The organism is Thermobifida halotolerans (genome assembly GCF_003574835.2).
GTDB lineage: Bacteria > Actinomycetota > Actinomycetes > Streptosporangiales > Streptosporangiaceae > Thermobifida > Thermobifida halotolerans.
Genome location: NZ_CP063196.1, coordinates 1,700,645 through 1,713,100 on the forward strand (window position 1 = coordinate 1,700,645; position 12,456 = coordinate 1,713,100).

12 protein-coding genes are annotated in these 12,456 nt (G+C 72.3%); 6 read left to right on the forward strand and 6 right to left on the reverse strand.

The features are described 5' to 3' along the window. The first annotated feature begins 51 nt into the window (after window positions 1-51). Window positions 52-951: a hypothetical protein gene (locus tag NI17_RS07555; RefSeq protein WP_243597652.1), complete on the forward strand. Its 900-nt coding sequence runs from the start codon at window positions 52-54 to the stop codon at window positions 949-951. Between the two features lie 11 nt (window positions 952-962). Here NI17_RS07555 and NI17_RS07560 read toward each other — a convergent pair whose 3' ends face one another. From NI17_RS07560 to NI17_RS07575, 4 genes are all read right to left on the reverse strand, one after another. Next, window positions 963-1,451, reverse strand: a complete 489-nt coding sequence (locus NI17_RS07560; RefSeq protein ID WP_068693151.1) for an NUDIX domain-containing protein — start codon at window positions 1,449-1,451, stop codon at window positions 963-965. 73 nt (window positions 1,452-1,524) lie between these two features. After that, on the reverse strand, window positions 1,525-1,779 hold the full coding sequence (locus NI17_RS07565; RefSeq protein ID WP_068693150.1) for a hypothetical protein: 255 nt from the start codon (window positions 1,777-1,779) through the stop codon (window positions 1,525-1,527). Next, entirely contained in the window at window positions 1,776-2,414 is a 639-nt protein-coding gene (locus NI17_RS07570) for a hypothetical protein (RefSeq protein ID WP_119267769.1), read from the reverse strand. The genes NI17_RS07565 and NI17_RS07570 overlap by 4 nt, the downstream gene beginning before the upstream one ends. Window positions 2,415-2,489: 75 nt before the next feature. Then, window positions 2,490-3,281, reverse strand: coding sequence for a DUF742 domain-containing protein (locus NI17_RS07575; protein WP_068693149.1), 792 nt, complete (start codon window positions 3,279-3,281; stop codon window positions 2,490-2,492). A gap of 170 nt (window positions 3,282-3,451) precedes the next feature. On the opposite strand from NI17_RS07575, the gene NI17_RS07580 reads away from it, so the two are divergent. From NI17_RS07580 to NI17_RS07595, 4 genes are all read left to right on the forward strand, one after another. After that, window positions 3,452-4,747: a styrene monooxygenase/indole monooxygenase family protein gene (locus NI17_RS07580; RefSeq protein ID WP_068693148.1), complete on the forward strand. Its 1,296-nt coding sequence runs from the start codon at window positions 3,452-3,454 to the stop codon at window positions 4,745-4,747. Between the two features lie 371 nt (window positions 4,748-5,118). Then, a complete protein-coding gene (locus tag NI17_RS07585) occupies window positions 5,119-5,793 on the forward strand; it encodes a class I SAM-dependent methyltransferase (protein ID WP_068693147.1) in 675 nt (224 codons plus the stop codon). A gap of 130 nt (window positions 5,794-5,923) precedes the next feature. Further along, a complete protein-coding gene (locus NI17_RS07590; protein ID WP_243597653.1) occupies window positions 5,924-8,851 on the forward strand; it encodes a type I polyketide synthase in 2,928 nt (975 codons plus the stop codon). A 145-nt stretch (window positions 8,852-8,996) separates the two neighbouring features. After that, entirely contained in the window at window positions 8,997-9,692 is a 696-nt protein-coding gene (locus tag NI17_RS07595; protein WP_068694279.1) for a TetR/AcrR family transcriptional regulator, read from the forward strand. A gap of 22 nt (window positions 9,693-9,714) precedes the next feature. Here NI17_RS07595 and NI17_RS07600 read toward each other — a convergent pair whose 3' ends face one another. After that, window positions 9,715-10,464 carry an alpha/beta fold hydrolase gene (locus NI17_RS07600; RefSeq protein WP_068694281.1) on the reverse strand — a complete coding sequence of 250 codons (750 nt, stop codon included), beginning with the start codon at window positions 10,462-10,464 and terminating at the stop codon, window positions 9,715-9,717. A 66-nt stretch (window positions 10,465-10,530) separates the two neighbouring features. Continuing rightward, window positions 10,531-11,322 (reverse strand): exodeoxyribonuclease III, encoded by a 792-nt coding sequence (locus NI17_RS07605; RefSeq protein ID WP_068694285.1) that lies wholly within the window; start codon window positions 11,320-11,322, stop codon window positions 10,531-10,533. 315 nt (window positions 11,323-11,637) lie between these two features. On the opposite strand from NI17_RS07605, the gene NI17_RS07610 reads away from it, so the two are divergent. After that, window positions 11,638-12,171 carry a hypothetical protein gene (locus NI17_RS07610; RefSeq protein ID WP_068694283.1) on the forward strand — a complete coding sequence of 178 codons (534 nt, stop codon included), beginning with the start codon at window positions 11,638-11,640 and terminating at the stop codon, window positions 12,169-12,171. The last annotated feature ends 285 nt before the right edge of the window (window positions 12,172-12,456 follow it).

The window sequence follows — 12,456 nt, forward strand, 5'->3', positions numbered from 1 at the left end:
CCGTGCGGTGGGCAGGATCATGGACACCGACGGCTGTCCAGGGAGACCAGCGTGAACCATCCGATCCGTCCCGACCCGGTCTTCGACCCCGAGTTGTCCGAGGAGGAGCGCGCGCTGCTGCGCGCCCACCTCAACCCCCCCGACCGCCGCAGGCCCCCGGAGGCGGAGGCGTCGAGGCGCCTGCCGCTGCCGCGGTGGGCGGTCGAGCACCCCGTGGCCGCGGCCGTGGTCGCCGTGCTCGCCGTCGTCGTGGGTCTGCGCCTGCTGGCCAGGGTGGCTCCGTTCGCGGCGCCACTGCTGCTGCTGACCGTGGTGGTGGCGGCCGCGGTGGTCCTGCTGGTCGCCGCGTTCAGAACCCCCGGGGGCGGTGAGTCGCCCGCGCGGGCCGCCGCGCGCCGTTACCGCGACCGCTACGTCACCGCCGAGGAGTTGGACGCCGAGGCGGGTCGCCTGCTGGTGCGCGCCCAGCGGGCCGCGGCCGCGGTCGAGGACGCCCGGGTCGTGCGCGACGATGTCGTCGACGCCGCCCTCAACGCGTCGGTGCTGCCGCACCAGCTGTGGGAGACGGCCACCGCCCTGCGCCGCATCAGCGACCTGCGTTCCCGTCCCACCCCCGCCGAGGCCGACGCCGAGGCCGCCCCCCTCCTGGCCGGGCGCCGACGTGCCCTGGAGGAGGCGCAGCGGTCGGTGGCCGTCCGCGTGGCCGCTCTGGAGGACTACGCCGAACGGGTGACCGAGGCCGACCGTGCGCACCAGCGCGCCCAGCAGTTGCGGGGCCTCCTCGCCGAGCAGGAGGAGCTGCGGGACCTGCTGGCCGCCACCGCCGCCGACGAGCACGCGGTGCGTCACCTGGCCGACCTCACCGAGCGGGTCGAGGCCGCCGAGGCAGGGCTGCGGCGGGCCGCCGACGAGGCGGTCGAGGCCGCGCGGCGCCTGGGCGGCGCGGACTGAGCGGTCCGCGGTCAGGACCACCGCACGGGGCGGCCGTGTTCCAGGTAGTGGACGCCGCCGCTGGTGGGGGACACGCACGCGCCGATCCGGCGGGCCTGCGGTTCGGGCAGGTAGTCGACCAGGCGGGCGGGGGCGACCAGGCGGGCGGCGCTGAGCTCCTCGGGGGGCAGGCGCACCCGCGCGAACTGGTCGGGGGCGAGCGTTCCGGCGAACACGAACACGGTGGCGGGCCGCCGGTCCGGGCTGGCGTCGGCGGGCAGCCAGTCCACGCACACCAGCCCGCTCAGGGAGGGGGTGAACCCGAGCTCCTCGGCGCACTCGCGCAGGCAGGCCCGCAGCGGCGACTCGCCCATCTCGATGACTCCGCCGGGCAGTCCCCAGCCGGACCGGTAGGTGGGCTTGACCAGCAGGACGCGTCCGGTGTCGTCGCGCAGCAGCGCGCTGGCCGCGCCCCGGGTGCGCGGCAGGCTGTCGAAGAACTCCAACTCGCTGTCGGACATGGCTTCGACCCTAGCCACCGACGCGGCGTCGGCGCAGGGGCCCGTACGGTCCCGAACACCCCTTTTTTTCCGGTCAGGTCCGGCCGTGCTGTTGGTCGTAGCGCCGTTTGAAGTCGGCGCGCAGCCGCGCGGACTCGGCCGGGTCGTCGCGGTGCAGGGCGTCGTACTCCTCGACCGGGATGGCGTGGCGGGCGTAGTGGTCGTAGTCGAGGTCGCCGGGCCGCAGCAGGGCCGCGCCGCATCCCAGGGCGGGCTCGTCGGGGTCGGCGTAGCTGACGGGGACGCACAGGCTTCCGTCCGGGTAACGGACCGCGAGGACGCGATTCACGCCATCACCCCATAGTTGCGGTGGAAGTACTCCACAACAGCGTAGGCGAGGTCCACCTGCCCCTCCAGCATGTTCACCAGGACCTGCTCTTTTCGGGCCAGTGCGATGGCGAAGCACTCGGCCCACCATTCGTGTCGGCGGTGCCAGTACTCCTCGACCAGGTACGGCAGGCAGGCCTCGTGCAGCTCCCGCCACTGGCGGGTCTCCGACATCATGCGGTCGGCGAGGTCGAGGACGTGGCCGATCTCGTGGTAGACCAGCGACACCGAGGCGTGCGGGTTGCTGCCCAGCACCAGGAAACCGAAGCGGTAGATCCCGGCGAGGCGGTCGAAGGTCGGCGCGTGCGGGTCGTCGGGGTCGGTGGAGACCCCGCGCAGGTGGTTGAAGCAGTTGAGGTCGGCCACCGAGCCCTCGCCGATGTAGATGCCGTTGACCTCGTCGATGACGCGGTCGACGATGGGGAAGGGGAGGCTGGCCAGCGCGTCGATGTGGTCGAGGACACGGGACGAGGGGATGGTTCCGGCGGGCCAGCGGCGGTGCAGCACCGTCTCCAGCCGCCCCAGGTGCCGTCGCCCGTCATCGGGGAGCGGGAGCACTCCCTGCGGGTGCGGTCCGCATTCCAGGCGTTCGTTCACGAGTAAGCAACATAGATCCTCGCGGGGGCGCAGGCGCACACCGGGCGCGGCGCGGCCGGGATGTGCGGGGCGCCGTCAGGGGGCCGAAAGCAGGGCGATCCGCTCGGGGAGTCGGGTGTCGGTGGCGGGCCGGACCTCGGTGCGGTTCCGGTCGAGGAGTTCCAGTTCACGCAGCCGCTGCCGGGCCTGGGCGCTCGTCCACGGAGGCCGGGCCACCGCCAGGCGGGGCAGGTGGTCGGGCGCGTGGACGAGCGCGTTGTGGACGGACTGCTCGCAGTCGGGGCCGACCAGCAGCACCAGGGACGCGGCGTCGCGCAGCGTCTCGCCCCACAGCGCCTCGCAGCCGACGCGGCGGGGCGTGCCCATCAGGCACAGCGGGGCGGGCCAGTCGGGGCGGCGCACCGCCCGGCTGACGGACAGCTCCGTGGTGGCGGTCGTGCCCGGCTCCGCCGGGTAGTCCATGCACAGCAGGGCGGGGGTGTCTCCGGTGAACTCGGTGACGAAGGCGTGCTCCTCCTCCGGGGTGGCCGCGACGACCACCACCTTGCGGGGGCCGGTGCGGTCGTGGTGGGGGTCGATGGTGACCACCCCGGCCTCGACGAGGTCCCGGCAGACGGTGGCGACCACGCCGAGGGGCAGACCGGTCTCGGCGGCGAGTTCGGCCAGCACCGCGGGGCGCTGGTACAGCCTGGCCACGATCGCCGGGGTGGCGGGGCTGGGGCACAGGCTGTGGGCGCGGGTGACCGCGTGGCCGGCGGCCCTGCGGGCCTCGGTCAGGCGCAGTGTCTCGGTGTGCCGCAGGGGCCGCTGCGACCACCGGGACGGCAGTCCCAGCAGGGGACGGATTCGGCTGAGGGGGACAGTCACGGGGATTCCTCGAGGAGAGGGTGTGGGCTGTCCATAGTGTCGCCGGATCCTCGACAGCGATCAAACCGGTGTGTCAGGATTTGCCACAGGGTGCGGTGTTGTAGGGGATCTGAGATCATCGGCGTGGTAGCCATAAGTTTCTTTCCCGCAGTGTTTTGGAGACCACGCACATGTCCCCCTCGTCGTCCCCCCGGGTGTTGATCGTCGGAGCCGGTCAGTCCGGCCTGTACCTGGGTCACCGACTGCTCGATCACGGTTTCGGGGTCGAGTTGGCCACCAATCAGACCTCCCTGGAGATCCGCGACGGCCGGGCGTCGGTCACCCAGTTCTCCTGGCCGTCCACCCGGGCGCTGGAGGAGCAGGCCGGCCTGGACCTGTGGAAGGAGCAGGCCCCCCGGTTCGAACGGGTGAACATGTCGCTGCGTCCTCCCACGGGTGACTGGGTGGAGTACTCGGGCCGGTTCGACGCCTCCCCCGTGGCGCAGCGGGTCGGCGGTTACGCGGTCAGCGTGGACCGCAGGGTGAAGATGGCCGACTGGTTGGAGAACCTGGAGGACAAGGGGGCCAAGGTCCACATCCAGACGACCACCCCGGAAGACCTGCGGTACTACGTGCGCATGTACGACCTGGTGGTCATCGCGGTCGGCGCGGGCGGGCTGGGAGCCCTGTTCGACGTCGAGCCGGACCGTTCCTCCGGTGCGCACGAGCGCGTGATGACCCAGGCCTTCCTGGACGGTGTCACGTGGCAGGGCGAGCAGCAGTTCGACGTCTACTCCACCAACGGCGGCGAGGTGTACTTCACGCCGGTGCTCACCGCCGAGGGCGAGGCCACCAGCGTGACGATGCTCAGTACTCCGGGGGGAGCCCTGGACGCCGAGGGCATGGCCGGGCGCAACCCGGCGCCGCTGCTGGCGGGCATGCAGACCCTGCTGGGCAAGGTCATGCCCGACGTGGGTGAGCGTATCGCCCACCTCGGCGTCGACGACCTGGTGGGCGGGCCCAAGGGCATCGCCTACTCGCGGTTCACCCCGGCGGTGCGCAAGCCGGTCGCCCTCGTCGACGGCACTCCCGTGCTGGGCATGGCCGACGTGGTGGTCACCTCCGACCCGGTGGCGGGGCAGGGGTGGGCGAACTCCACCTTCTGCGCCCAGTCCTACGCCGACGCGATCCTCGCCCACAGCTCCCGCGGCGGGCGGTTCGACGAGGAGTTCATGACCGCGACGTTCGAGGACTTCTACCAGGACCGCGGCCGTCACGCCGCGGTGTTCTCGGACATGGTCCACGGGTTCTGGCGGGGGGAGATCCCCGAGCACTTCGGCGAGCTGGTGGAGGCGGCCCTGCGGTACCAGCAGGTCGCCGACCGCTGGATCGGCGGGTTCGACGACCCGGCCGACTACGAGCGGTGGATGTTCGACCCTGAGGCGGCGCGCGCCTACATCGCTGAGGTGGCGGCCAAGACGGGCTGAGGCCGAGTCGTGGCGGGGCCGCCCCACGTCGTGGGGCGGCCCCGCCACGTGTTCCCCCTGTCATGGACCGACGGTGAACAAAATCCCACCAAAGGGAACTTTCCCACCAAACTGTTTAAGTGGATAAAATTGGGAAACATGAGCCAGGGGGTATCGGATGTGGCTTCTGTAGGCTCTGCGTCCGATACGCCCGCGGTGTTTCCCCCGTTTTCACAGAGAGGCGCGTATTGCCTGGTTGCCGCTGGTTGATCCTTCCGTGACATAGGTGTCTCCTGCTTCTCGGCCGCCATTTCCCCGGATGACGCGCCCCCGCTTTTCTCCCCCGCCCCCTCCGATCCCCAGTTACGCCAGCTAGAAATTGAGGTTGCGTCGTGTCCCAAATCTCCTCCAACGAGGCGAACGAGGGGCTCTACAGCCCCACCGTGCTGAAGATGGTCTACACGCCGGTGGTGATCTGGTTCAGCCACACCCTGGCCTGGAAACTGCCCAACCCGGTCGTGCACCGCAACCACCGCGAACACGTGGGCCGGACCCACCTGACCGTGGGACCGGGCAACGGCTACTTCCTGGCCAAACTCCCCAAGAACACCCCGCTGCGCACCCTGCACCTGCTCGACCTCAACCGCGCCTGCCTGGACGTCACCGCACAACGGGTGGGCGACCGCTTCGACGTGCACACCATCGAACAGGACGCCCTGCAACGCTGGCCGGTGGAGGAGGCCGGCCTCGACTCGGTGGACTGCCACATGATGCTGCACACCGTGCGCGGAAAGAACCTGCTGGACAAGGAGGCTCTGATCGCCGAGGCCGCGCGCGCCCTCAAACCCGGTGGCCGGTTCTTCGGCGCCACGGTCCTGGCCAAGGGCGAGGGGGTACGGGTCAACGGGATCGCCCGCAGACTCCTGGACGTCTACAACAGCAAGCAGAACACCTTCTGCAACCTCGGCGACAGCTCCGAGGACCTGCGTGCCATCTTGGACAAGCACTTCTCCGACGTGCAGTTCCAGGTGCACGGCTGCACCGGGGTGTGGGTGGCGACCAAGTAGCCGCCGCCGTCCTCGCGCGGGGAGGGAGGCCGACGACGGTCCCTCCCCGCCCCAGGGGAGCCCCGACCGCGTTGCCCGCCAGCCACCCTCATCCGCGTTTCCGCCACCGATCACGTGACGAGGTTCTGCTGTGTCCGAAAAACGTCCCCGCCGTCCCCTCGAAGCCCTGGCCGCGATCACCGGAATCGGCTGCCGTCTGCCCGGAGGAGTCCACGACCCCGCCGCACTGTGGGACGCCCTGACCGAAGGCGCACTCCTGCCCCGACCCATCCCACCGCAGCGGTGGGAGCGGATGGCCGCCCTGCTCCACCCCGACCAGCGGCCCGACGAGCCGTGGATCGCCGGCGTGATCGACGACATCGACGCCTTCGACCACTCCTACTTCGGCATTCCCGCCGGAGAGGCCGCACAGATGGACCCCCAGCAGCGCATGGTCATGGAGGTCGTCGTCGAGGCCCTGGCGGACGCGGGCCTGTCCCCGGCCGCACTGGCCGGATCGACGCGGGTGGGCGTGTGGGTCGGGTCCGCCTCCTTCGACCAGGCCGCCCTGAACTTCGCCGCGGGGCGCAGGGTCGACATGCACACCGTGTCGGGGACATCGCCGTCGATCCTGGCCAACCGCGTCTCCTACACCCTGGACCTGCGCGGCCCCTCCCTGGCGGTCGACACCGCCTGCTCGGCGTCGGGCACCGCGCTGCACCTGGCCCGCCAGTCGGTGGAGTCGGCAGAGGTCGACACCGCCATCGTCATCGGCGCCAACATCCTGCTCAACCCCGGCCCCACCGCCGCCTTCCACGACGCCGGGGTACTCGCCCCCGACGGGGTGTGCCGCCCCTTCGACGAGCACGGCGAGGGCTACGTGCGCGCCGAGGGGGTCGTGGCGCTGGTGCTGCGCCGCACCGAAGAGGCCCAGCGCCACCACGACCGCGTCTACGCGGTACTGCGCGGCTCGGTCGCCAACTCCGACGGCCGCTCCCCGGGCCTGTACGCGCCCAACCGCGACGCCCACACCGCGCTTCTGACCGACGCCTATGCCAGCGCCGGAATGGACCCGTCCCACGTGGACTACGTGGTCTGCCACGGCACCGGCACCAAGGCCGGGGACTCCTCCGAGGGCCGCGCCCTGGCCCGCGTCCTCGCCGCGGGACGGGACGAACCCCTGACCATCGGCTCGATCAAGTCCACCCTCGGACACACCGAGGGAGCCTCCGGACTGCTGGGGGTGGCGGCGGCCGCCCTGGCCCTGCACCACGCCACCGTCCCGCCGACCGCCGCCCACGAGACGATCCGCCCTTCCCTGGCGCGGCTGCCGCTGCGTGTGCCCACCCGGCCGGAGCCCTGGCCCCAGACCTCTCGGCCGCGCACCGCCGGAGTCAGTGCCTTCGGGTTCGGCGGCTCCAACGTCCACATCGTCCTGGAACAGGCGCCCGCCCCCGAAGGCGAGTCCGGGGAGCAGGAAGTTGCCGGGCATCGGGTCATTCCCGTCAGTGCCCCCAGCGAGGTGCGGCTGCGCGGCACCGCCGCGGCCTGGGCTCCGGTGGTGGCCGACGCTGATCTGGGCGCGACGGCGTCGACCGCGCAGCACCGGCGCGCCCACGAGAAGGTGCGGGCCGCCGTGGTCGTCTCCTCTGCCGGGCAGGCCGCCGAGGCGCTGTCCGCGCTGGCTGACGGGCACGCCCATCCGGCTCTGGTCGGCCCGCACACCGCACCCGAGAAGCCCGGGCGGCTGGTGTGGATGTTCGCCGGGCACGGCTCCCAGCACGCGGACATGGCCGCCGCCTGCTATGCGGTCCTGCCGGTGTTCCGCGAGGCGCTGGAGGAGGCCCGTGCCGCGCTGGCCGCCCACCTGGGCCGGCGGCCGTGGCGGCCGGGCGAGCCGATCACCGGGTTCGAGACCGCCCAGCACGCCATCTGGCTCACCCAGACCGCCCAGACCGCGACCTGGCGACACTGGGGCTACACTCCGGACGCGGTGATCGGCCACTCCCTGGGCGAGGTCGCCGCCGCCCACGCCGCCGGAGCGCTCACGCTGGACGACGCCGCCCGCGTGGTCGCCGCCCGCTCCGCCCTGCTCGCCGAGACCGAACCGCTGGGCGGCCTGCTGGTCACCGACCTCGACCCGCAGCGGGCCGAGGAGGCCATCGCCGCCCACGGCCACGCCGACACCCTGGTGGTGGCCGCGCGCAACGCTCCTGACGCCACCGTCGTCAGCGGCCCCACCCGGCCCCTGGAAGAACTCCGCGAGGCCCTGGACGCCCAGGGGGTCTTCGCCCGTCGGGTGGCCCACGACGTGCCCGCCCACTCACCCGCCGTGCAACCCCTGCTGCCCCGCCTCACCGAAGCACTGCACGGCCTGGCACCCCGCGGCGGCACCGCCGTCTTCCACTCCACCGCCGACGCGGCCCCCCTCGACGGGACGCGACTGGACGCCGCCTACTGGGCCCGGCAACTGCGCTCCCCGGTCCGCCTCACCGACACCCTGCCCCTCGCCGCGGGCACCGACGCGGTTGTGCTGGAACTCGGCGGACGCTCCACCCTGTCCCGCGCCGCCACCACCACCCTGACCCACCACCAGATCCCGGTCACCGTCATCGCCGCCGGAACCACCGACCGCGACGACCACGCCGCCCTGCTGGACCAACTCGCCGCCCTCCACACGAACGGACACACCCCCACCCACTGGCCCGAACCGATACAACCACCGGTGCGGCTACCGGTCTGCTGGGACCACGGCCAGCTGACCGACGCCGAGGCGGCCCCCACCCTGGCCGAAGCCCTGGACGCCCCCGACACCGACTCCGCCCTGATCGCCGAGGCCCTCGTCCACCTGCTCGCCGACACCCTGGGCACCACACCCCAGGACGTCGACCCCGAGACACCACTGGTCGACCTCGGCCTCACCTCGGTCGCGGCGATCGGTCTGCGCGACGCCGTCCGCGACGCCCACCCCGCCCTGCAGTCCTTCGGCGTGCGCGCCCTGCTCGACCTGGACACCACCCTCGGCCGCCTGGCCGACATCGTCGTCGACCACTGCCGGACCGTGTCCGCGGCCCGCTGAGGCGCCACGGTGCGGCCCCGCGCTCCCCGGGGCGGGGCCGCACCGTGCTCTCCGCAGCCGTACCGGTCCGCCCCCGGCAACCAGACGGACGCCCGCCCCAAAGGGGGTGGTCGGACCTCTCCAGGGACTCGTTATTCTTCATCCCATGGCGCCTCGGTTCGGTTCTCCCGCCCCCTCCTGCAAGGGACAGGCCACCCGCGACAGGATCCTGGACGCGCTGCACGAACTGCTGGACGCCTCTCCCGCGGCGAGGGTGAGCATGGCCGACGTCGCCGAACGCGCGGGACTGAAGCGCCCCAGCGTCTACAACCACTTCAGGACGGTCGACGAGATGTGCCTGGCGTTGATCGACCGCTCCGCCGCGGAGGTGTTCCACCAGGGACACACCGACAACGCCGCCGACCTGGGCACCTACCTCAGCACCGCGTTCGTGAACGTGTTCTGCCTGTGGGCGCGCCACCGGGTGGTGTTCGTCATGGCGCTGGAGATCTACGCGCGCGACAGGACCTTCGCCCGCGCCTGGGACCAGCAGGTCGCCACCCGGTGGATCGACAAAGCCCTGCCCGTCTACGCCGCTGACGTCGAGGCGGGACGGCTGGCCCCGGTGCCCGACCCGTCGGCGTTCCTCAACCACATCGCCCTGACCACCCAGCACCACTTCCACCGACTCTGGAGAGACGGAGTCCCCACGGCCCGGCGGGCCCGCACCGAACTGGGCCGGTGCCTCACCGCCGTCTGGAGACTCTTCGCCCTCCCGGGACAACCACCGAAGGTCGACCGTGCGGCGGTCGACGAGGCACTCGCGCTGGCCTGCCGCCCCACGACGGCACCGACCACCTGAGCCGCACCGGAAGGCGGGCGCCTCACACGGAGGAGCCCGCACCCTCCTCGCCCCCGGCCGCCGACCGACCCGCCACCGCGTCGGCCGCGTCCATCACCAGCCGGGTGAAGATCTCCGGCTGGTCCAGGTTCACCATGTGACCCGCACGCGGCACCACCAGCAGCCGGCCGTCCACGCACGCGTCCAGAAACAGCCTCTCGTGGATGCGGAAGTGGTCGCGGGCCCCGTTGACCAGCCACACCGTTCCCGGATAGGCCGTCAACAGCCCCAGCACGTCCAGATCGGTGACCTCCTCGATCACCGCGCGTCCCGCCTCCATCGCCAACCCGCCGTCCAACACCGCCTCGGCGCCGTCCGCGGGCAGCGTGAGACGGTGGAACCGCTGGTTGACCGACAGACCCCGGTCCGGCAGGCGGTCCATCAGGACCGTGGGAAGCCGGTACATGCTCGCCCACCCGTGCACCGGCCGCGCCGAACACCCCGCCGCCACCAGCCCCGCCACCCGCTCCGGATAGGCCGCGGCCGCCGCGATCGACACGAACCCGCCCAGGCTCAACCCCACCACCAGCGCCGAGGAGCCCACCGAATCCACGGCGTCGCGCACCGTCTCCACCGCACCGCCCAGGGTGAAAACCTCACCCCGCCGCGTGCCGTGACCGGGCAGGTCCACCGCCACCACGGTGCGTCCCCGCGCGCGCAGCGCCTCCAGTTGCGGACGCCACATGGTCCGCGACGTCCGCAGACCGTGCACCAGGACGATCGGCACGCGCATCAACGCCTCCCCACCCCGAAACCGCCACCGGCCCCATTCTCCCCGACGCCACCACCGAAAAACGGACTAATCGGTGTAGACCACGGTGACCGGCGCGTGATCGGACCACCGCCGGTCGTGGGAGAGGGCCCGCTCCACACACGCGCGCTCCGCCCGCGCCGCCAACGCGGGCGTGGACACCTGGTAGTCGATACGCCACCCCGCGTCGTTGTCGAACGCCCGACCCCGGTAGGACCACCACGAGTAGGGACCGTCCTGGTCCGGCAGCAGCGACCGCACCACGTCCACGTACCCGGCCTCGTCGAACACCCGCGACAGCCACTCCCGCTCCTCGGGCAGGAACCCCGAGTTCCTGCGGTTGGTCCGCCAGTTCTTCAGGTCGGCCTCCCGGTGTGCGATGTTCCAGTCGCCGCACACCACCAGGTCCCGGCCCCCGGCCTCCACCTCGGCGCGCCGCCGCACCAGGTAGGGCAGGAACGCCGCCATGAAGCGCTCCTTCTCCTCCTGCAGCGGCGTGTTGACCTGGCCGGAGGGCAGGTACAGGCTCGCCACGCTCACCGGCCCGAAGTCGGCCTCGACGTAGCGGCCCGAGGCGTCGAACTCCGCGCAGTCGAACCCCACCCGCACCGCGTCGGGGGCCGTGCGGGAGTACACCGCCACGCCCGCGCGCCCCTTGGCGTTGGACGGGGCCAGCACCACGTGCCACCCCTCGGGTTCGGCGACCTCCGCCGGAAGCTGCGCGAGCTCCGCGCGCGTCTCCTGCAGGCACACCACGTCCGCCTTGGTGGCCGCAAGCCACTCCACGAACCCCTTGCGGGCCGCCGCGCGCAGCCCGTTGACATTGACCGTCGTAATGATCACGTAAAAGTCCACTCACTCGCTGGTCGATCGATCCCGCAAACCGGGGAGCGGCGGTACACCGAGCACCTCGGCCGCACCGCGGTTCCCGCACACCCACACCCGCCCGGTTGCTCCGACGCGGCCCCGTAGCGGCGCTGGATCCGACGGAGCAGTCTACGGTCGTAGACCCCGGGTCCTCGACGGTCCGGTCCCCAAGGGCACCGCCGCACCGCGAGACGGACGGGGCGGGAAGCCACCGGCAACAGCCCGCCGCAGACCAAGGATGCGCAAACCGGTCGGCGACAAGGCGCGGTCGCCGGGTACGAGAGCGTCATGATGAGACACGCACTGTGGCAGGGACTGATCGCCGGAACGGCCGGGACCGTGGTGATGACGCTGGGGGAGAAGGTCGAGCAGCGGCTGACCGGTCGGCCTGACTCGTATGTTCCGGCGCGGGTCCTCGAACGGCTGACCGGTATGGCCGAACGGCACGGACGCCAGTCCGAGCCGGCGAACTGGGTCATGCACCTCGGGCAGGGGGCCCTGCTGGGCGTGCTGCGTTCGGTGATGGCCCACGCCGGGCTGCGCGGTCCGTGGTCCTCGGCGAAGTTCGCGGTGGTCCGACTCACCACCGACCAGATCCTGGAGAACGCCACCGGAGTCGGCGCGCCGCCCGCGTCGTGGCCCCGCCGCGAACTGGTGGTGGACCTGCTGCACAAGACGGTCTACGCCTTCGCCACCGGTGGCGTGGCCGACGCCCTGGCCGCCCGCTCGGGCCCCGGCCCCGGGCAGCGGCACGCGGCAACACGCCCGGGGCGGCACGCCGACGTCGGACCGCTGCCGCGGAAGGAGTCCCACAGCCGGTGAACGGAAGGGGCGTGAGCGCAGGGAACCGCGCCGCGTACCGCTGGTTCCGCGGGGGGACGCTGCCGGTTCCGGTCAGGCAGGCGGGGCCGCGCACGATCCTGGTGAACGAAGACCGAGAGCGTCGGCCGGTAGGCCCGGGCGTCCTCACCCGGGCAGAAGCCGGCCCTGAGCGGCAGACCGCTCGGCTGGTGGAGCACGGAGACCGGGGCCGGATGAACGCCGAGTCGGTCGAGGCTGCTCTGTCCGCACCGGGGTGGCGCTTGGTGGTGTTTGGATCGCGGCGAG

Bases quoted from the DNA above. Each gene is read 5' to 3' on its own strand.
- NI17_RS07595 (WP_068694279.1), top strand. From the start codon at position 8,997: ATGGCGCCTCGGTTCGGTTCTCCCGCCCCCTCCTGCAAGGGACAGGCC.
- NI17_RS07600 (WP_068694281.1), bottom strand. From the start codon at position 10,464: ATGCGCGTGCCGATCGTCCTGGTGCACGGTCTGCGGACGTCGCGGACC.
- NI17_RS07610 (WP_068694283.1), top strand. From the start codon at position 11,638: ATGATGAGACACGCACTGTGGCAGGGACTGATCGCCGGAACGGCCGGG.
- NI17_RS07580 (WP_068693148.1), top strand. From the start codon at position 3,452: ATGTCCCCCTCGTCGTCCCCCCGGGTGTTGATCGTCGGAGCCGGTCAG.
- NI17_RS07560 (WP_068693151.1), bottom strand. From the start codon at position 1,451: ATGTCCGACAGCGAGTTGGAGTTCTTCGACAGCCTGCCGCGCACCCGG.